The organism is Serratia sp. DFXYC6 (assembly GCF_057196085.1).
This window is the reverse complement of record NZ_JBXUNV010000001.1, coordinates 728,773-747,171: the sequence shown is the minus strand read 5'-3', so window position 1 is coordinate 747,171 and position 18,399 is coordinate 728,773. Positions and strand designations below refer to the sequence as shown.

Genomic DNA, 18,399 nt, shown 5'->3' with positions numbered 1-18,399 from the left:
GCCGCCTGAAAGAGGGCAGAGATCAGAGATAAGGTTCGCCCAGCGTCAACATCAACCGGTTGGCCCAGGCGAAAAACGCCGTCGCCTGCACCAAATCCAACAGCGCCAGCTCATCCAGGCCCTGAGCGCGCAACGCCGCCAGTTGCCCGGCGTCAGCCTGCGGCGGCGTGGCGGATAGCGCGGCGGCAAAGGTTATCTGCGCTTGCCAGGCGTCATCCTGCCCCTGGCTCAACGCGCCGCCCGGCGCCACCGCCAGCAACCGATCTATCTCGGCTTCGCGCTTCGACAGCTGCGCCGCCTTGCGCGCATGCACCGAGGCGCAGTAGATGCAGCCGTTCACCTTGCTGGCGACCGTCGCCGCCAACTCGCGATCCTGCCGCGACAGCCCGCCGGAGGTATAAAAAATCGCCCGGTCAGCCAGCGTGCGTTGTTCCAGCACCGGATGGTTGCGCGCCAACAGGCGGAAGTAATCGGAATCGGCGTGGCCAAACCGCTCTAGCAACGCCCGGCCGGCGTCATCGAATTCCGCCAACGGCTTGGCGGCGATCCACGGCTCCCACCCCAGTTCTTGCCGGGTAAACGCCGGCGGCGCGTGACGGCCGCCTCGCGTCGCGCTCTCCGTTCGCCAGCGGCCGGCCGTTACCGGCTGATGCGCCGCAGCGTCGTCCGTCTTGCCGCCCAACAACCGGTAGCCCCGCAGCAAGCGGCTTTGGAAACTGACAAAGGCGATTAACTGCGACAATGTGACGATGGCGTCCAGCGACCAGCCGGCCTGCCGCAGCGCCTGCAAGTGCTGGGCGTTGGCGTTGGCCGGTTGAAACGCCAAACGTTCTGTATGCGCCAACGCCGCCGGCAGCCGCTCGTCTTCCGGCGCGTCGCCCTGACGTTCCAGCAGAGCAGCGTAATGCGCGGCCAAGCGCGGCTCGCCATGCCATTCACTGATGCGCTGAGCCAACCGCAGCCGCTGCGCCAACGGGAAATCGCCGGCGTCCGCAGGCGCAAACAGCGCCAGATAGCTGGACTGAACGGCATCGGTCGCCGCCTGCCGGGTGGCTCTGGCCTGCGCCAGCGTGGAATCCGGCGCAATCTCGGCCAGTTCGGCCAGCAGATCGACCTGGTGCGGTAATGTCGTCATAGCTTTTCCTCAACGTGATATTCATAAGCAACGGCGGGCGTGCCGCGCCGCCAGCCCAGTTCAGGGGCCACGTGGCGGGCGATAAGATCGATAGAACGCAGAATATGGGCGTGCGGCGGGTCGATGGAGTGCACCTGAAACGCCAGATCGGTGACGCGCGCCAGCGCGCTGTCCCGTTGCAGCGAGGCTATTACCTGATCTGGCGTGCCCAAGTGCACGTCGAAAGCGCGGATCAGGCCGTCGAGCGACGTATCGGCCAACCGGTGGCCGCTGGCGCGCATCCGCTCCAGCCCACGGCTCAACCCGGCCGTGGCGAAGTCGCGTGCCTGCTGGCCGTTCTCGCTGACAAACGCAGTGCGCGACCCCATGATGCGCGGCGCCACCCCTGGCGGCAGCGCCGCCAGATAAGCGTCAATGATCGGATTCTGCAGTTCGTCCAGCGGCAGGTCAGGCGCGTCCGCCGGGCGCGGCTGCGTGCGCGACAGCATCAGACCGTCACCGGCGCGGCCGGCCCGTTCGCCCCCTTCCACCGAGAACGTGGCCTGCCAGACGCGCTGCGCCAGCTGCGGCGCCGCCGGGTACAGCCGGTTGTCTTCGCCTCCCAACGCCTCTCCGCGCCAGGCGCTCAGCAACGTGCGCAAATTCTCGGCGAATGCCGTGTTGCGCTGCCCGGCGTCGAGACCGAAAGCGGCGAAAGAAGACGGCGTGCCGCCGCCGGCCACGCCCACCTCCAGTCTGCCGTCGGACAACAGATCCAGTACCGCAGTGTCTTCCGCCACCCGCAGCGCCGACTCCATCGGCAACGTGATCACCCCGGTGCCCAGCCGGATACGGCGGGTGCGTGCCGCCGCCTGCGCCAAAAACACCAGCGGTGATGGCAGACCGCCCTCATCGGCATGAAAATGGTGCTGCGCCACCCAGGCGGTGTCGAACCCGGCTCGTTCGGCGTGCACGATCTGTTCGGTCGCCAGCCGGTAGCGCTCCTGCGCGCTGCCCTGATCCAGCAATCGGGTGAAGAAACCGAGTCTTTTTCCGCTCATATCGCCTCCTCGAATTTTGGCTGTCCGGCATGCGATGCGCGGTCGGGAATGGCGGCGATCAATTGGCGGGTGTAATCGCTCCCCGGCATGGCGAACAACTCGGCGGTGGCGCCGCCGTCTACCCGTTCACCGCGGTGCAATACCGAAACGCTGTGCGAAATCCGCCGCACCGTCGCCAGATCGTGAGAAATAAACAGGTAGGTCAGGTCCCGCTCCTGCTGCAACTCTTGCAACAAATGCAGGATCTGCGACTGCACCGTGACGTCGAGCGCCGACGTGGCCTCATCCAATACCAATATTTGCGGTTGCAGCACCAGCGCGCGGGCAATCGCCACCCGCTGACGCTGGCCGCCGGACAGTTCGTGCGGCCTGCGGTTCAGCAAATCGGGCGGCAGCGCGACCCGTTCGAACAGCTCACGCACCCGCCGATCTCGCTCCGGTTTGCCGATCGGCGCGAAATTCAGCAGCGGTTCTTCAATCACCCGATAAAGAGTCTGTTTGGGATCGAGCGAGCCGAACGGATTCTGATAAACCAGCTGAATGCGCTGCCGAAACTGACGCAGCGCTTCGCCCCTGAGACCGATAACATTGACGCCGTCGATCAGGACCTGCCCGGCATCCGGCCGCTCGAAACCCAGCAGGCAACGCGCCAGCGTGCTTTTGCCCGACCCGGACTCTCCCACCAACGCATGGGTGGTGCCGCGCGGCACGCTGAATGACACGCGATCCAGCGCGCGGAACCCCTGGCCGCCGGACAGCCGAAAATCCTTAACCAGCGCCTGAACCACGATCGCCGGCGGCTGCCCGCTGCGTTTCGGCGGCGGCGCAACGGCGCCGCTCAATGAAGGCGCATCGGCTAACAGTTTACGGGTGTATGCGCTGGCAGGCGCGCGCAGCACCTCGGCGGTAGCCCCCTGTTCCTGCACCCGGCCGTGGCGGAACACCAGCAGCCGATCGGCGCGTTCCGCCGCCACGCCCAAATCGTGCGTCACCAGCAGCACTGCAGTGCCGAATTCGCGCCGCAGCTCGTCGATCAGATCGAGAATGCGTTTTTGCACCGTCACGTCCAGCGCGCTGCTCGGTTCGTCGGCAATGATCAACGCCGGCTGCAGCGCAATGGCGATGGCGATCAATACCCGCTGCTTCATGCCGCCGGAAAGTTGATGCGGAAACTGGCGCGCCCGCAGTTCCGGGTGCGTCAGCCCGACGCGGGTCAGCAGTTCCGTCACCCGCTGTTGTACCTGCCCGCGCGGCAACCGGCGGTGAATATTGACGATCTCCGCCACCTGCTCGCCGATGGTTTTTACCGGGTTGAGCGAGCTGGCGGGATCTTGCGGGATCAGGCTGATTTGCGCCCCTCTCACCGCATCCAGCCGCCGCGATGACCAGCCGGCGATATCGGTGCCGTGCAGCCGGATGGCGCCCTGTTCAAGGTGGCCGTTGTCGGCCAGCAAGCCGATGATCGCCTGCGCCGTGGTGGTTTTGCCGGAACCGGATTCGCCAACCAGCGCCACCACTTCCCCCGGCTCAATCGTGAACGACACCTCATGCACCACCCTTCGCCTGCCTTCGTTGCCCTGATAGGCGATGGAAACCTTGTCCAGCGCCAGTACCGGCGGCCGCGCCGCCCGTTGCCATGCCGCTTGCATGCTCATCGCGCTTTTCCTCCCAGCGAACGGCTGATGCGGTTAGCCGCCAACACCACCGCCACCACCACCATGCCCGGGAAGGTGGTCAGCCACCAGGCGGTGGAAATGTAGTTGCGCCCTTCGGCGATCAGCAGCCCCCATTCCGGGGTTGGCGGCGGAGTGCCGTAACCGAGGAAGCTCAGGGTGGCGATCGCCAGGATCGCACTGCCGAACTGCAGCGCCGAGAAGGCGATCACCGAAGTCAGCGAGTTCGGCAGGATATGCCGCCACAGCACCGCCCAAAAGCTGCCGCCGCTGCCGTAAGCCGCTTCAACGTAATCGCTGTGCCGCACTCGCACCACTTCCGCCCGTGCCAGACGGGCAAAGTTGGCAACCGAAGTGACGCCCACGGCGATGGCGGCGTTGACCGTACCGAAACCAAGCAGGATGATAATGCTCAGCGACAGCAGCAGGCCGGGGATCGACAGCAGCACATCGACGACGCGCATCACCGCGTCGTCCGCCACGCCGCCCAACGCGCCGGCGATCAGGCCGAGCGCGGTGCCGAACACCAACCCCAGCGCCACCGCCACTACCGCGCCGGCCAGGGTTTGCGACGCGCCGTACACCATGCGCGCATACAGGTCGCGTCCCAGTTGATCGGTGCCAAGCCAATGCTCACCGCCGGGCGCCAGTCGCTGCGCGCCGGCAATGCCTTCGGTGCCGCTGTAGGCGGTAAACAGCTGCGGCGCCAACGCCCACAGCACCACCAGCGCAATGACCGCCCAGGCCAGCAAAAGCGTCAGGGGGACACGGCGGCGGCTCGAACGACTGGCGGGCAGCGCGCCTTCACTTTCAGCGCCGGACAGATCGCGCTCAGGAACCGTGGCTTTTTCAAAGGAGATACTGCTCATAGGGATGCTCCTGCCTGGGTTTTCAGCCGCGGATCCAGCAGCGGGAACAGCAGATCCACCAGCAAGTTGATGATGACGAAAGCGGCGGCCGAGATCAGCACTATCGCCTGCAGCACCGCCACGTCCTGATTGACCACCGCTTGCTGGGTCAATTGCCCCAGTCCGCTGCGGCCAAACACGGTTTCGGTGATCAGCGCCCCGGCGATCAGTTCGCCGAACAGCATGCCGGCGATGGTCAGCGCCGGCAGCATGGCGTTGCGCGCCACATGCCGCCACAGCACCCCGCTGCGGCTGGCGCCCTTGGCCCGCGCCACCGCGACGAACGGCTGGGTTTGCACCGCATCGATGCTGCGGATCAGAATTTGCGCCAGCGGCGCGGAGATCGGCAGCGCCAGCGTCGCGATCGGCAAAATCACCCCCTGCCACTCGCCGGGGTTAATGATCGGGATCAGCTTCAGGCGGAACGAAAAGAGCTGAATCAGCACAATGCCCAGCCAGAAGGTGGGCACTGAAACGAACAGCGACGGCAGCATCTGCAGCGCCGAACGCAGCCAGCCGAAGCCGGTCAGGTTGGAAACAAAAGCGATAATCAGCGCCAGCAGCAACGCCACCGCAAAGCCCAGCACCGCCAACTGCAGCGTGGCGGGCAGATTAGCCGCCAGCAGCGCGGTAACCGGCACCCCGGCCTGCATTGAGAAGCCCAGATCGCCATGCAGCACGCTGCCCAGGGTATGCAGATACTGCCGCCACAGGGGGACATCCGCGCCATAGGCCGCGCGCATGTCGGCGATCTGCGCCGGACTCAGCCCCATGTCCGGGTTCTGGAATTTGATCAGGATCGCATCGCCCGGCAGCACCTGCAGCAGGATGAACGACAGGGTAAAGGCCGCCCACAGCACCAATGCCGCCTGCCCGATGCGCCCCGCCAGATATCGCTTCATTGCGCCCCCTTAATGTTTCTCTAACCAGGCGCCGTAGAAGCTCGGGCGACCGACCGCTTCGAAACTCACCCCCTTCAAATAAGGCGCACCAGCGAACACCTGCGGCTCCTCAAAAAACGGGATCACGTAGGCCTGGTCAATCAGGTAGTTTTGCGCCTCGCCGGCGATCTGCAGGCGTTGTTGCGCATCAACCTCGGAGGCAATGCCGAGCAGCAGGGCATTCAGCTTGTCATCGCTAAAGTTGCTGTTGCTGCTGGTGCCGCCCTTCTGCAGCAGCCCGTCGCGGTTGGTTGGGTAAAACTGACTTTTAATCACGTCCGGATCGGCGCGCCCCACCTCCACCACCGTCGCCGGGGTTTTCTGTGGGTCGAGATTATCCGCCACCCGGCTGCCGGCGTCGCCCGCCAGAATGTTCAGCCGCGCGCCGACTTTCCCCCACTGCTGAGAAACCAGCTGCAACACCGCCTTGTTCTGCGGCTGCGGCAACGATTCATACACCGTCAGCACCAGCTTCTTGCCGTCCTTTTCCCGCAGCCCGTCGCCGCCCTTTTTCCAACCCGCTTCATCCAACAGCCGGTTGGCCTGCTGCGGGTCAAATTTCAGCTTGTCGGACAGATCGACAAAGCCGGCGGCCGAGGAGGCGATCACCGATTTGGCCTGCGGGTAGTTGGCGGAGAACAGCGTATCGACGATCTGCTTGCTGTCGGTGGCATGCAGCAGCGCTTGACGCACGCGCAGATCGGCCACCAGCGGGTTATCCGGCCGGAAAGCGATGCTGTCGTTGACGCCGCGCGTCGGTGCGGCATAAATGATAAAGCCCTGATCCTGCGTTTGCTTCTCGTCATAGGCCTGGATCTGGCGGATAAAATCCGCCTGCCCGGCCTGCAGCGCACCGATGCGCACGCTGTCCTCGCCGGTGACGATCACCTTGATGCCGTCCAGATTGGCTCGCCCTTGTTGGGGCGATTTGACCGGCCCCCAGTCATAATCCTTACGGGCGCTAAGCTCGACCTCACGCCCCAGCGTTTCGCCGCTGACCACAAACGGACCGGAACCGATGATATGGCGCGCATCGCCCAGTTCGTCGTAGCTGCGGTTCAGCGTGCTGAGCGATACCAACCCGGAGCCGATAGTGGCGGTGCCCTGCAGGAAACCCGGCGACGATCGCGTGAAATGGAATTTAACCGTCAGCGGATCCACCACTTCACTGCGCTGGTAGTTATTGATCACCTCGGAAACCGGCAGGCGTTTCTCCTTGTTGCCCAGCCCGTAGGTGTCGAAGTTCTTCGCCACCGCGTTGGCGTCCAGTGGCGTGCCGTCGGAGAAAGTCACGCCTGGGCGCAGCTTGAAAGTGTATTCGGTTTTGTCGGCGTTGCTGCTCCAGGACTCGGCGATCCAGGGTTCAATCTCCAGCGTCTTGGGGTTCTGGTAAGTCAGCTTGTCGGTGATCTGATTGAGAATACCGCCGTTGGGGTAAAACCCGCCGGAAGGCGGATAAAGATTGGTGTGCGCCTGTTGTTCGAGGTAGATCAGCGTGCCGCCCTGCACCGCCGCCAACGCCGGGCTCATCGCCGCCGCCCCTCCTAACGCCACCGCTATTCCACCGGTTAATACCTTGAAAGAAAACTTAAACATTAGTGCCGCACCCATATTATTTCTGAAAGTTATGGGTTAGATAACAAACCAAATCGGCGGGGAATTGAACGAACTAATTTCGCTAACCAATGGTGTAAATCGCACAAGACGCGTCGCTTGGCGGCGAATGCAATCTGTTATAAAGTATCAAAACCTCAGCCAAAGGAAGACGACGATGAAAATCCAGCTGTCGCTGTTGTTTCTCAGCCTGCTGGCCGGCAAGGCCGCAGCGTTTCAGTCGAAAGTGCCCGAACCGCGCCCGGAGCAGGCGCGGGTGGCGGAACAAAACATCGAAAATCTGTTTTACGGCTTTCACGCCATGGACGCCCAGCCGGTGAGCATCGGCAGCTGCGCGGCGGTGCCGGTGGCGGGATGCCAATGCGCATTCTGCACCCAGCTGCGGCAGGCCGGGCGCTGAGCCGCCCCCTTATTCAACCCAGCTCATATTGCACGTTCAATTGCCCTTTCTTCATCTTTAGGCCGGTAATCGCGATCGCGCCCACCTCGCCCAGCGCGGCGACATGGGTGCCGCCACAGCCGTAGGCGGGCAGCTCGCCGAAGCCGACCTGGCGCAGGCCGTCCACCGCCTGCTGGCGGCGCGGCAGATCGGCGGCGATCAAACGCATCAGCTCCGCCTGCAAAAAGTCCGCTTCTATCGTCTGCGCATCCGCTCCCGGCGCGAAAGTGATGCGCCCTTCCCCCGGCCAATGATGCGCCTTGACCGGCCGCCAGCCCCGGGTTTCGCCCAACCAGCCGATCAGATGCCCTGCGGAGTGCCAGCGGGCGTGCAGCCGACGCTGCGCTTCATCGATTTGCATCGTAACCGGCCCGTTCGGCAGCGGCGCGGCGGTAAAGTGCACCACGGTATCCCCCTGCTGCTGCACTCGCAGCACGGTAACGCCGCCTAACGACCCCACATCGGAAGGCTGGCCGCCGCCCTGCGGGTGGAACAGCGTGGCGTCCAGTTCCACGGCGTAAGCGCCCGCCTCGGCCGGCGCACAGCTCAACACCCGCGCCTGGCCCTGTAAATCGTCGCTGTAGTAATAACGTCGCTCGGTCATCATTTTTTCTCCTCTGTTCGGAGAGCCATTATATTCATGTCATAATCGGAGCATAATCCGCCGCCATCACAATGGACTTTTGCGTCATGAGCACAAATCTTTCTTACGCGCTGTTGGCCGAAATGGCCGTTTTCGTTCAGGTGGTAGAGAGCGGCAGCTTTTCCGCCGCCGCCCGCAAGCTGGGCGCTTCGCCTTCCGCCGTCAGCCGCAGCGTGGCGAAGCTCGAACAGGCGTTGACGCTGCAGCTGCTGCACCGCACCACCCGCAAACTGCGGCTGAGCGAAAGCGGCGAAGAGGTGTTTGCGCACTGCCGCACCCTGCTGGCGGCGGCCGACGCGGTCATGGCGATCGGCGGGCGCGGCGCCGCGGAGCCCGAAGGGCTGGTCAGCGTCAGCGTACCCAAAGCGGTGGGCCGCTTCGTGCTGCATCCGCACATGCCGGAGTTCCTGCGCCGCTACCCGAAGGTGGACGTGAGGCTGCGGCTGGAAGATCGCTACATGGATTTGATAGACGATCGGGTCGATCTGGCGCTGCGCATTACCGATCGCCCCTCGCCCGGGTTGATCGGCCGCCAGTTGATGAGAATAGACCATCTGCTGTGCGCCACGCCGCACTACCTGGCGCAGCACGGCGCACCGCAGCATCCGCACGATCTGGCGGCGCACAGCTGCATCTATCTGGGGGAAACGCCGAGCGACGCGCAATGGAAATTCCGCCGCAGCGGCAAAACGGTGACGGTCAACGTGCGCGGCCGCTACGCCGCCAACCACACCGGCGTGCGGCTGGACGCGGTGAAACAGCATATCGGCATCGGCAGCCTGCCGTACTTTACCGCCCGCCAGGCGCTCGAAGACGGCGAGATCGTGCAGGTGTTGCCGGAATGGGATTTCCTCAGCAGCTATCACGGCGGCCTGTGGTTGCTCTACGCGCCCAACCAGTATCTGCCGCCCAAACTGCGGGTGTTTATCGACTATCTCGTCGCCTGCCTGGCGCAGGAGCCGCAGCTAAAGCGCCTTGCGTAGCGTGATGTTGATGCGGTGCGGTCCCACCAGCGAGTGGTAGCCTTCCTTGACCGGCAGGATGCCGTGAAAACAGAGCCGAGATGGGCCGCCCCACACCACCACATCGCCGTGCGCCAGCGGAATGCGCCGCGCCCGGTCGCCGCGCTGCAGGCCACCGAACTGAAACACCGCCGGCAGCCCGAGCGACACCGAGACGATCGGCGCGCCGAAGTCGTGTTCGTCTTTATCCTGATGCAGCGACAGCTTGCTGCCCGGATCGTAACGGTTCATCAGGCAGGAATCCGGCACGAAGGGGCCGAAGCCCGCCTGCTGCGCAGCTTCGTCCGCCAGCGCCATCAGGATGGGGGGAATGGCCGGCCAGCGTTTGCCGCTGCGCGCGTCGCGTTCCGAATAGCGGTAGCCCCGGCTGTCGCTGGTCCAGCCGTTGCCGCACCAGCTCATCGCCACCGACATCACGTGCCCGCCGGGGGTGGTCAAATGCCGCCACGGCACCTGGGCCACCACGCCCTGCACCGCCGCCAGCAGTGCCGGCCCGTGATCGCGCACGAAGCCGTGCATCACCACCGCGCCGGGGGCGATCTCTTCGCGCCACGGCGGCGGCAGCGCGTCTTCAAAAAGATCGATTGTCATCGCCAAAGCCTGTATGAATACACAGTATCCATTGTAACCCGCCGCCGCCGATTGTCCAGCGCCCGGCGGCGCCATTGTTGTTGGCGGCAAATTTCTCTACAGTAGCCGCCATAAAATCAATCACTCACCAGGAATGCGTGTGATTAAGGGCATCACTCTTTCAGTCGTCGCCTCCATCTTGTTCGGCGCGATGTATTACTTCACCTCTACCCTCACCCCGCTGAACGGCGAGCAGGTCTACGGCTGGCGCACGCTGCTGACGCTGCCGTTCCTGACGCTGTTCATGGCGCTGTCCGGCGATTGGCGCAAGGTGGGCGACACGCTGGCCTGGATCGGCCAACGGCCGCCGCGTCTGCTGGGCCTGCTGCTCACCTCGGCGCTGCTGGGGGTGCAGCTGTGGCTGTTCCTGTGGGCGCCGCTGCACGGCAAGGCGCTCGACGTATCGCTCGGTTATTTTCTGCTGCCGCTGACGATGGTGCTGGTGGGCCGTTTGATTTACCGCGATCGGCTGTCGCTGCTGCAAAAACTGGCGGTGGCATGCGCCATGGTGGGGGTGGGCAATGAGCTGTATCAGGCGGGTGGCGTGTCGTGGCCGACGCTGGTGGTGGCGCTGGGTTATCCGCTCTACTTTATTTTGCGGCGGCGTTTCGGCACCGACAATCTCGGCGGGCTGTGGTGCGAGCTGGCGCTGATGCTGCCGGCTGCGGCCTGGTTCGCCTTCGGCGACGGTGGCGCCGCGGCGTTGCAGAGCAATGCCGAGCTGTATTGGCGCATTCCGCTGCTCGGCGTCATCAGCGCCGTGGCATTGGTGTGCTACATCCTCGCCAGCCGCCTGCTGCCGTTCAGCCTGTTCGGCCTGCTGAGCTATGTGGAACCGGTGCTGCTGGTGATCGTCGCGCTGCTGCTCGGCGAGAGCATCAGCCAAAGCGAGTGGCCAACCTATCTGGCGATCTGGCTGGCGGTGCTGCTGCTGGCGGCGGAGGGTGCGCAACACTTGCTGCGCCGCCAGCGGGTCTGACTCAGGCGGCCAGCGTGGCGCCGCCGTCGATCACGATATCCTGCATGGTGATGTGGCTGGCCAAGTCGGAGGCCAGGAACAACACCGCGTTGGCGATCTCGTCCGGGCGGGCGATTTTACCCAGCGGGATCCCCAGTTTGAACAGCTCGGGGAAGCCGGCGATGGTGCGCTGCTGTGCATCGTCGGTCTGCCACATGCCGCGCTGCATCGGCGTGTCGGTCGAGCCCGGCGACACCAGATTGCAGCGCACGCCGAACGGCGCCATCTCCAGCCCCACGCAGTGGTTCAGGCTGGTCAGCGCCGCCTTGGAGGCGCAGTAGGCCGCCATCTGCGCGCGCGGCACGTGCGCGGCGTTGGAGCCGATGCTGACGATCGCGCCGCTGCGCTGCGCCTTGAAGTGCGGCAGCACGGCGCGGAACAGGTAAAACGCCCCCGAGGCGTTGACGTTGATGCACTGGTGCCAGTCATCCACGCTCAGATCTTCAGTATTGCCCATGCGCAGAATGCCGGCGGCATTGACCAACACGTCCAGTCGCGGGTTTTCCGCCAGCTGTTGGCGGCACACCGCCTCCACCTGCTCCGGCCGGCTGATGTCCAGCGTCACGCAAGGGTAAGGCAGATCCGGGTTGGCGAACTCGCGGTCAAACCCCACCACCTCGGCGCCCTGCGTCAAAAAATGCCGGGCGATCTGCTCGCCGATGCCGCGCGCCGCGCCGGTCACCCACACGCGTTTGCCGGTGAAATCCATCTGAATGCTCATGCGCGCACCGCCATCCGGGCGCACAGCCGGGTCATGTTGTTGTTCATCGTTGTCTCCTGCGAAAAGCATATGATGCGGCGTGCTGCGCCGCAAAGTGGCCCTACAGCGCGCCGCTGTTCAGGCCGAAAGCGTTGAGCATGGTGCCCAGTTTGGCGGCGGTTTCCATCCACTCGGACTGCGGCGTCGAGGCGGCGACGATCCCCGCGCCGGCGAACAGCCGCACCCGGTTGCCGCGCAGCAGGCCGCTGCGGATGACGATCGCCCACTCGCCGTCGCCGTTGGCGTCGCACCAGCCGACGATGCCGCTGAACAGGCCGCGATCGTGCGGCTCCAGATCGGCGATCAGCTGGCGGGCGCTCTCGGTCGGGAAGCCGCACAGCGCCGGCGTCGGATGCAGCAGGCAGGCCAGCTGCATCACGTTGAGCGCCGGATTCAGCAACTCGCCGCGAATGCGGGTGGACAGGTGCCACATGGTGCCGGTGCTGAGCAGCGACGGGCCGCTCGGCACGCTCAGGCTGGCGCACAGCGGCGCCAGGCGCCGACGAATGTCGTCGATCACCAGTTTGTGTTCGTATTTGTCTTTGGTCGAGCGCATCAGGCGCTCGCTGCCGAGGCGATCCTGCCGCGCATCGTCCTGACGGCGCGCCGACCCCGCCAGCGGATTGGTGTGGATCTCGCCGCCCTGCTTGCGGATCAGCAGCTCCGGGCTGGCGCCGAGCAGCACGCCGCCATCGGCCAGCGGCAGGGAGAAGTGGTATCCGGTCGGGTTCTGCACCATCAGGTTATTGAGGATTTGGTGGCCCGCCACCGGCTGCTCCAGCTCGATGTCGAGGATGCGCGACAGCACCGCCTTGTCCAGCTTGCCTTGTTTGAAGCGGCTGACCGCTTCCGCCACCGCGTGCTTGAAGCGCGGCTCGTCCGGAATGCTGGTGCAGGCGACCAGGCGATGCGGCTGTTGCAGCATCGGGCGCGCGGCGCGGGTAAAGCTGTCGTTGGCGACAAACTGGCAGTTTTCAGGCACGTACAGGCTGGAAGGCCGGCGCGTATCGAACGGAATGGCGCCCACCACCACCGGTGCCGCCTGGCCGGCGGCTTTGGCGCGCGCCAACGCCTGGCGGATATGCTGCGCCAGCGCGCTGTCTTCCTGCTCGCCGCCGAACGCCGGCGTCTCAATGCGCTCGAACACGCCGCTGGCGGAGAGGGAACGGAATTCGGATCGGTACAAAAAGGTCGATTGTTCGGCGTACGCAAACCCGGGGAAGGTTTGGTTTTCTGTCGTCAGTGTCGCCACAAGACCACTCCTTTGTTGCGCCTCACCAATGATAATGTTTATGCGAATAGTTATCATTAGCTGTAAAGGGATGGTAAATTACACCGGTTCCCCACCGTGGGTCAATCTCCGATGAATGAATCTTTCCGCCCGCTGCGTCAAATTCGCGTTACGGCACGAAAAGAAATAACACATTGTTATTATTGAATTTTAGCAAAAAATAAAGGTCGTGACGTCGTCACCTTCACGCCAAAAATGCCCGCTGAACCGGCGCCCGGCGGGGCAATGCGGCGTCAATGTCTTAAGCAGCTCTAATACGAACGTCTGCCGCTGCACATCCACGGCCGTCATGCGCGCATCAAGAAAATCGAAGTAACAACGCACCTGCGGATACAGCGCCTTAAACAGGCTCTCTTTGGCGGAAAACGTCAGCGTCAGCAGCGCGTTGAACGGCAGCGTTTCGCCCAGCAACGCCTCGCGCTCCGCCGGTGAAACGATCGCGCTCCACAGCTCCTCAGCTCGCTCCACGGACAGCAACGTCTCCACGTCCAGCCCAACGCCGCCCAGCCCGCTCTCGCGGTGCACGGCGCACAGCGCGGTATGCGAATTATGGCTCAACGCCCCGGCAATGCCCGGCGGCCACTGCGGCGCGCGGTCTTCGCCGCGCGCCAGGGTGAAGTCGGCGAAACCGAGTGGCGCCAGCAGCTGGCGCGCCAGAACACGTCCGGCCAGATACTCCGCACGGCGTTTCGGCACCGCGCGCGCCAGATGGTCCGGCAACGTAAAACCTGCCTCGGGATAACTCTCGTCGCGGTAATCCGCCAGCGCAAAATGGCAGCGCGCCACCTGGCCCGGATAACCGTCCGGCGTGAAAAATTCGATATTGCGGATAAAAGTGGGCAACGGCGGTATCCATGATAAGCAGGCAGGCTGATGATGTTAGCCCCCGAAACGGCCTGCAACAATGACCCTGGGCAAAATAAATGGCGTTAAGTCCCGCGCGGCGGCGCGTTGGACGAAGTGGGGAAAATGCCTCTCCCCCGCATTCGGGAGAGAGGCCGGGCATTACAAGATGCCTTTCATGGTCTTCTCGAAATCGCTCCAGGCGCAGAAACCGTCTTTATCGATCGGGCAGCCTTTCAGCGCCAGCGTCACGCGCTGCGGCGGGGTTTGCAGCGTCAGCGGCGTCGCCTTGCGCAGCTGTTCGGTGGACTGATAGACGTACTCGATCTTCAGCAATTCACGGCTGTTCTGCGCGTCGCGCCAGCGCTGGAACACCAGCTTGCCGCCGATCGGCGTTTTCTCGTACTGCTGCGGCAGCTGATACGGCTGGAACTGCATGGCCGACAGCAACGAGGCGATATTGGAATCGTGGCCGACCAGCACCGTCAGCTTCGGCGCGTCCGGTTTACGCTCGCCGAGCAGCGCGTTGTTGATGTAGGTCAGCAGCGGCTTGGCGACGTTTTGCGCCACCACTGGCGAGGTGAACAGCGAATCCTGATAGCCGTCTTTCAACTGCGCCAGCTGCTTCCACTGCTGCGGGGTGACGATTTTGCCCCAGGCCACCTCTTTCATCGGGAAACCTTCGTAGTACTGCAGCATAAAGGCGTCCACCAGCGAGTTGCCCACCCGCAGCGGGCCGGAGACGCCCGGCTCTTTGCCCGGCACCGCGCTCATCACGCTGGCTTCTTTGGTCAGATCGCAGTGTTTGTCGGTCTTGCAGGCGGCGGAATCCTTGTAATCGATGATCTTCGCCAGCTGTTGATAAGAGGCGTCCAGCTTCAGCGATCCCAGCGCGGCGTTCATCGCCGCCAGCGCCTGCTGGTTGAAGGCTTCGCCGGTGTCGGTGATGATCGGGTTGAAGGTCGGATCCATCTCGCCCATCTTGTCCTGATGGTGCACGCTGACGTCGCAGCCCGGGAACGCGCCGTTGCTGAAGAACTGCGCGGTGGCCACCGTGCGCTGCAGGCTGTTGGCGTAGACGTACACGCTGCCGGCGGTCGGGCAGCCCTCTTGCGGCAACAGGCCGGTCTGCTTCAGCCAGGCGTTGAAGTAGTGCCCCATGTACACTTCCAGCACCCCGCCCTTGGTGGTCAGCTGGCCGCCCGGCGTTTCCCAGGCCGGCCAGGCCTTCGGCGTGGACTGCGCCAGCACGCTGCCGTTGTTGGCCAGCGGCGCGCGCAGGTTATGGCGGCTCATCACCAGCACCTGTTCCAGTTGATAACCGCCGGCTTCCGCCAGCGCGTTCCCGGTGAATAACAAGGGCAGGCACAGCAATAACGTTTTTTTTCTCATCCGCAGAGGCTCCCGGAAAATGATTATTTTTAAGGTGTTAGCGTTTGCCTGAGTATGATGGCGGGGTTAGTGTGACAAGTGTGTGACAGGGTTCACGGGAAAAGATCGTACCAGCGGCCACCGGGCGGCGGCCGCTGTGCGTCAACTCAGTACCACAGGCTCATGATCGGCCAGCCGATCAGCAGCAGCGCGGCGATGTACACCACGCCGAGAATGCCGCCCAGGCGCCAGTAGTCTTTCGATTTCACGTAGCCGCAGCCGTAGATGATGACCCCCGGCCCGGTGGCGTACGGCGTCAGCACGCCCATGATGCCGATCGACAGCACCAGCAGCATCGACAGCTGCTCCATCGGCACGCCCGGCAGCCCTTTGCCGACCGCCAGGATCACCGGCAGCATGGTGGCGGTGTGCGCCGACAGGCTGGCGAACAGGTAGTGGGCGAAGTAGAACACCAGCACCAGCGCCACCACCGTCATGTTCGGCGAGAAGCCGTCCAGGTGGGTGCTCATGGTCTGGGCGAACCAGTCGATAAAGCCGGAGCGCGTCAGGCCGTTGGCCATCACCACCAGCGTCGCCAGGTTAACCAGCGTATTCCAGGCGCTGGAATATTTGGTGATTTCTTTCCACGACACCACGTGCAGCGCCAGCATCAGCGACACCGCCAACAGGCACACCGCGGTGGCGTCCAGCACCTTGCCGCCGAACACCCACAGGCACAGGCTGAGCAACACCAGGCCGATCAGGGTGTATTCCTTGCGCGTCAGCTTACCCATTTCCCCCAGCGCGGTATCCGCCCAGGCGGCCACTTCGCTGCTGTGGGTCACGCCCGGTTTGTACAGATAGTAGGAGATCAGCGGCGCGATGATCAGCAGCAGCAGGCCGACCGGCAGGAACGCCAGGAACCATTGCATCCAGCTGATATGCACCCCGGCGATCTTGCCGACGAACTCGATGCCCAGCACGTTCGGCGCGGCGCCGGTGACGAACATCGAGGAGCTGATGCTGGTGCCGACCACCATCATCCACATCAGGTAACCGCCGATGCGGCGCGAGGAGGGATCGTTAGGGAAAGAGTCGAACAGCGGCGGCAGGTTTTTCACCACCGGGAACACGGTGCCGCCGGTGCGCGCGGTGTTGGACGGCGTGAACGGCGCCAGCAGGATATCGATGATCACCACCGCATAGCCCAGCGTCAGCGTGCGCTTGCCCATGAACTTCACCAGGAACAGCGCGATGCGCCGCCCCAGCCCGGTGGCCTCGTAGCCCAGCGCAAAAATAAAGGCGCCGAACACCAGCCAGACGGTGGTGCTGGAGAAGCCCGCCAGCCCCCATTTCAGCGCCTCTTTACCGGCCTTGAAGCCCGGCTCCGCCAGTTCCTGCGCGCCGAACAGCACCCAGTTGGCGCTCAGCACGCTGACGGTCACCGCGATAAAACTGATGGCGGTGGCCGGGATCGGCTCCAGAATCATGCCGACGATCATCGCCACAAAGATGGCGAAGTAGTGCCAGGCCTGCGGCGGCATGCCGTCGGGCACCGGTATCAATAACAGGATCGCGAGCACCGCCAGCGGCGCTATCGCTTTCCAGATCTTTTCCTGGGTTTGGGACATAGGGACTCTCCTGAAGGCTTGGTTATTATTCTTGGGCACCCAGCTGCGCCAGCAGCCAGGTCACTATCAACAAGTCGGCGCTGCCGCCGGGGCTGAGGTTGCGGGCAATGCAGTCGGCATCGAAGCGCCGCAGGCGCGCCAGGCCCGCCTCCCCGGCCGAGCCGCCCTGCGCCAGCAGCAACGCCGCCCGGCGCCGCAGCCAGCGCAGCCCTTGCAGGCCGCCGCGCGAGGCGACGTTGGTGTCACCGTTGTGGGCCATCAGCCACAGCAGACTGTCCAGCAGCGCCCGCTGTTCGTCGCCGTCGGCGGCCAACCGTTGCCGATACAGCGGCAGCGCGCCATCCAGCACCAGCCGAAAACCGGCCTCCGCCTCGCCGCGCGCGCCGCTGAGGCCGTAGGCCGCGAACAGCCGCTGGCCGGCGGTCTGCCCGGCGTTGTTGCGCCGCAGCTCGCGGTCCACCAGCCCCCGACACATCGCCGCCGTTTCGGCGCACAGCGCCGCTGCGCCGATGGCGCGCCCCTGCTGCTGCAGGCGGCCGAAGGCGGCGCACAGCAACCCGAGCGAAAACACGCTGCCCTTGTGGGTGTTAATGCCGCCGGTGGCGCGAAACATCTGGTTTTCGCAGGCCAGGCCGAGCGGCCGCAGCCGCGCCAGCTGCTGTTCTGCCGGCAGAGCCGCGTCTTCGCGCCCGCGCTGGATAAAGCGCGGCAGCCACACGCCGATAGCGCGGGCGCTACGGTAAAAATGCCCGAGATCCATATCGCGGTGGGCGCCGGTGTTATGGCGATCCACCAGCCCCGGCTTGGGCGTGAGGTTGACTTCCACCAGCAGCGCGCGAAAGGCGGCGCGGGCGAAGTCGCAGGCCGGTTCGGCACGGCGGGCGGGCAGGTTAATCGGCAGAGAGCGCATCGTTGAACATCCTTTCCATTTCATGCAGCAGCTGCTCGCTGCTATGCCGCCGCTGGCGGGCGCAGATCTTGGCCGGTTGGCCACACAGCAGGCAGCGCCGTTCCGGCAGGCCGATGTCGCGGCGCGACAAAATGCGCCCCTGCGTATCCAGCACGTCGATGTCCCACAGCCGGCCGATCGGGCGGCTCACCTCCAGCTGCATGGCGCAATCTTTCACCCGCTGGGCGTCGGCGCGCAGCGCCACAAAACCTTCGCAGCCGGTGGCGAGCGCCAGCGCCTCGGCCTGCGGGCTGGGCCATCCCTGTTCGGCGCACAGCCGCAGCAGCGCCGCCCAGCCGAGGTTGAAGATGCCGCGCGTCAGCGCGCTGTCCTTCACCGGGCCGGGGACGACCAGCGTCAGCACCAGCAGCGTGCACTGGTGCTGCGCCAGCCACGCCTGCTGGCGCGCCTGGCGGCATTCGCGGCTGGTGAGCAGCTCCGGCAGGCTGACCGCGCGTTCGGCGGCCAGTTGAGGATCGACGGCGGCCATC

General features: G+C 64.6%; 18 protein-coding genes. 3 read left to right on the top strand and 15 right to left on the bottom strand.

Annotation, left to right across the window (positions count from 1 at the left end; translation table 11 throughout):
• Window positions 1–22: 22 nt before the first annotated feature.
• From AC2CGQ_RS03695 to AC2CGQ_RS03670, 6 genes are read right to left on the bottom strand one after another with little or no spacing between them, the layout of a single operon-like run.
• On the bottom strand, window positions 23–1,135 hold the full coding sequence (locus tag AC2CGQ_RS03695; protein ID WP_021505845.1) for an alkylhydroperoxidase domain protein: 1,113 nt from the start codon (window positions 1,133–1,135) through the stop codon (window positions 23–25).
• Window positions 1,132–2,175 carry a putative FMN-dependent luciferase-like monooxygenase gene (locus tag AC2CGQ_RS03690; protein ID WP_015378423.1) on the bottom strand — a complete coding sequence of 348 codons (1,044 nt, stop codon included), beginning with the start codon at window positions 2,173–2,175 and terminating at the stop codon, window positions 1,132–1,134. Before AC2CGQ_RS03690 ends, AC2CGQ_RS03695 begins: the two co-directional genes overlap by 4 nt.
• Complete coding sequence (locus AC2CGQ_RS03685) at window positions 2,172–3,830, bottom strand: dipeptide ABC transporter ATP-binding protein (RefSeq protein WP_021505846.1); 1,659 nt, start codon at window positions 3,828–3,830, stop codon at window positions 2,172–2,174. The genes AC2CGQ_RS03690 and AC2CGQ_RS03685 overlap by 4 nt, the downstream gene beginning before the upstream one ends.
• Complete coding sequence (locus AC2CGQ_RS03680; RefSeq protein WP_004940835.1) at window positions 3,827–4,717, bottom strand: ABC transporter permease; 891 nt, start codon at window positions 4,715–4,717, stop codon at window positions 3,827–3,829. The genes AC2CGQ_RS03685 and AC2CGQ_RS03680 overlap by 4 nt, the downstream gene beginning before the upstream one ends.
• A complete protein-coding gene (locus tag AC2CGQ_RS03675; RefSeq protein ID WP_004940833.1) occupies window positions 4,714–5,658 on the bottom strand; it encodes an ABC transporter permease in 945 nt (314 codons plus the stop codon). Before AC2CGQ_RS03675 ends, AC2CGQ_RS03680 begins: the two co-directional genes overlap by 4 nt.
• A gap of 9 nt (window positions 5,659–5,667) precedes the next feature.
• Window positions 5,668–7,227: a TIGR04028 family ABC transporter substrate-binding protein gene (locus AC2CGQ_RS03670; RefSeq protein WP_229705516.1), complete on the bottom strand. Its 1,560-nt coding sequence runs from the start codon at window positions 7,225–7,227 to the stop codon at window positions 5,668–5,670.
• A gap of 241 nt (window positions 7,228–7,468) precedes the next feature.
• On the opposite strand from AC2CGQ_RS03670, the gene AC2CGQ_RS03665 reads away from it, so the two are divergent.
• Entirely contained in the window at window positions 7,469–7,711 is a 243-nt protein-coding gene (locus tag AC2CGQ_RS03665; protein ID WP_004940831.1) for a hypothetical protein, read from the top strand.
• A 13-nt stretch (window positions 7,712–7,724) separates the two neighbouring features.
• On the opposite strand, the gene AC2CGQ_RS03660 is transcribed toward AC2CGQ_RS03665, so the two are convergent.
• Window positions 7,725–8,354 (bottom strand): alanyl-tRNA editing protein, encoded by a 630-nt coding sequence (locus AC2CGQ_RS03660; RefSeq protein WP_049186193.1) that lies wholly within the window; start codon window positions 8,352–8,354, stop codon window positions 7,725–7,727.
• Between the two features lie 86 nt (window positions 8,355–8,440).
• On the opposite strand from AC2CGQ_RS03660, the gene AC2CGQ_RS03655 reads away from it, so the two are divergent.
• On the top strand, window positions 8,441–9,376 hold the full coding sequence (locus AC2CGQ_RS03655; protein ID WP_015378429.1) for a LysR family transcriptional regulator: 936 nt from the start codon (window positions 8,441–8,443) through the stop codon (window positions 9,374–9,376).
• On the opposite strand, the gene alkB is transcribed toward AC2CGQ_RS03655, so the two are convergent.
• Window positions 9,359–10,006 carry a DNA oxidative demethylase AlkB gene (gene alkB / locus AC2CGQ_RS03650; RefSeq protein WP_004940828.1) on the bottom strand — a complete coding sequence of 216 codons (648 nt, stop codon included), beginning with the start codon at window positions 10,004–10,006 and terminating at the stop codon, window positions 9,359–9,361. The two genes, AC2CGQ_RS03655 and alkB, sit on opposite strands and share 18 nt — an antisense overlap.
• Window positions 10,007–10,145: 139 nt before the next feature.
• Between alkB and rarD the strand changes: the two genes are divergently transcribed.
• Window positions 10,146–11,024 carry an EamA family transporter RarD gene (gene rarD, locus AC2CGQ_RS03645; RefSeq protein WP_021505849.1) on the top strand — a complete coding sequence of 293 codons (879 nt, stop codon included), beginning with the start codon at window positions 10,146–10,148 and terminating at the stop codon, window positions 11,022–11,024.
• Between the two features lies 1 nt (window position 11,025).
• Here the strand turns inward: rarD and dhbA are convergent, their stop codons facing one another.
• The 7 genes from dhbA to citX all read right to left on the bottom strand — a co-directional run bounded on the left by dhbA (window position 11,026) and on the right by citX (window position 18,398).
• Window positions 11,026–11,784: a 2,3-dihydro-2,3-dihydroxybenzoate dehydrogenase gene (gene dhbA / locus AC2CGQ_RS03640; protein ID WP_031300685.1), complete on the bottom strand. Its 759-nt coding sequence runs from the start codon at window positions 11,782–11,784 to the stop codon at window positions 11,026–11,028.
• A gap of 100 nt (window positions 11,785–11,884) precedes the next feature.
• Window positions 11,885–13,075, bottom strand: a complete 1,191-nt coding sequence (locus AC2CGQ_RS03635; protein WP_015378432.1) for an isochorismate synthase — start codon at window positions 13,073–13,075, stop codon at window positions 11,885–11,887.
• 189 nt (window positions 13,076–13,264) lie between these two features.
• Window positions 13,265–13,957, bottom strand: coding sequence for a 4'-phosphopantetheinyl transferase family protein (locus tag AC2CGQ_RS03630; protein ID WP_021505851.1), 693 nt, complete (start codon window positions 13,955–13,957; stop codon window positions 13,265–13,267).
• 162 nt (window positions 13,958–14,119) lie between these two features.
• On the bottom strand, window positions 14,120–15,349 hold the full coding sequence (gene agp, locus AC2CGQ_RS03625) for a bifunctional glucose-1-phosphatase/inositol phosphatase (RefSeq protein ID WP_004940823.1): 1,230 nt from the start codon (window positions 15,347–15,349) through the stop codon (window positions 14,120–14,122).
• Window positions 15,350–15,495: 146 nt separating this feature from the next.
• Window positions 15,496–16,959 carry an anion permease gene (locus AC2CGQ_RS03620; RefSeq protein ID WP_015378437.1) on the bottom strand — a complete coding sequence of 488 codons (1,464 nt, stop codon included), beginning with the start codon at window positions 16,957–16,959 and terminating at the stop codon, window positions 15,496–15,498.
• A gap of 25 nt (window positions 16,960–16,984) precedes the next feature.
• Window positions 16,985–17,869 carry a triphosphoribosyl-dephospho-CoA synthase CitG gene (gene citG, locus AC2CGQ_RS03615; protein WP_076740671.1) on the bottom strand — a complete coding sequence of 295 codons (885 nt, stop codon included), beginning with the start codon at window positions 17,867–17,869 and terminating at the stop codon, window positions 16,985–16,987.
• Window positions 17,850–18,398 carry a citrate lyase holo-[acyl-carrier protein] synthase gene (citX, locus tag AC2CGQ_RS03610; RefSeq protein WP_015378439.1) on the bottom strand — a complete coding sequence of 183 codons (549 nt, stop codon included), beginning with the start codon at window positions 18,396–18,398 and terminating at the stop codon, window positions 17,850–17,852. Before citX ends, citG begins: the two co-directional genes overlap by 20 nt.
• Window position 18,399 lies beyond the last annotated feature (1 nt).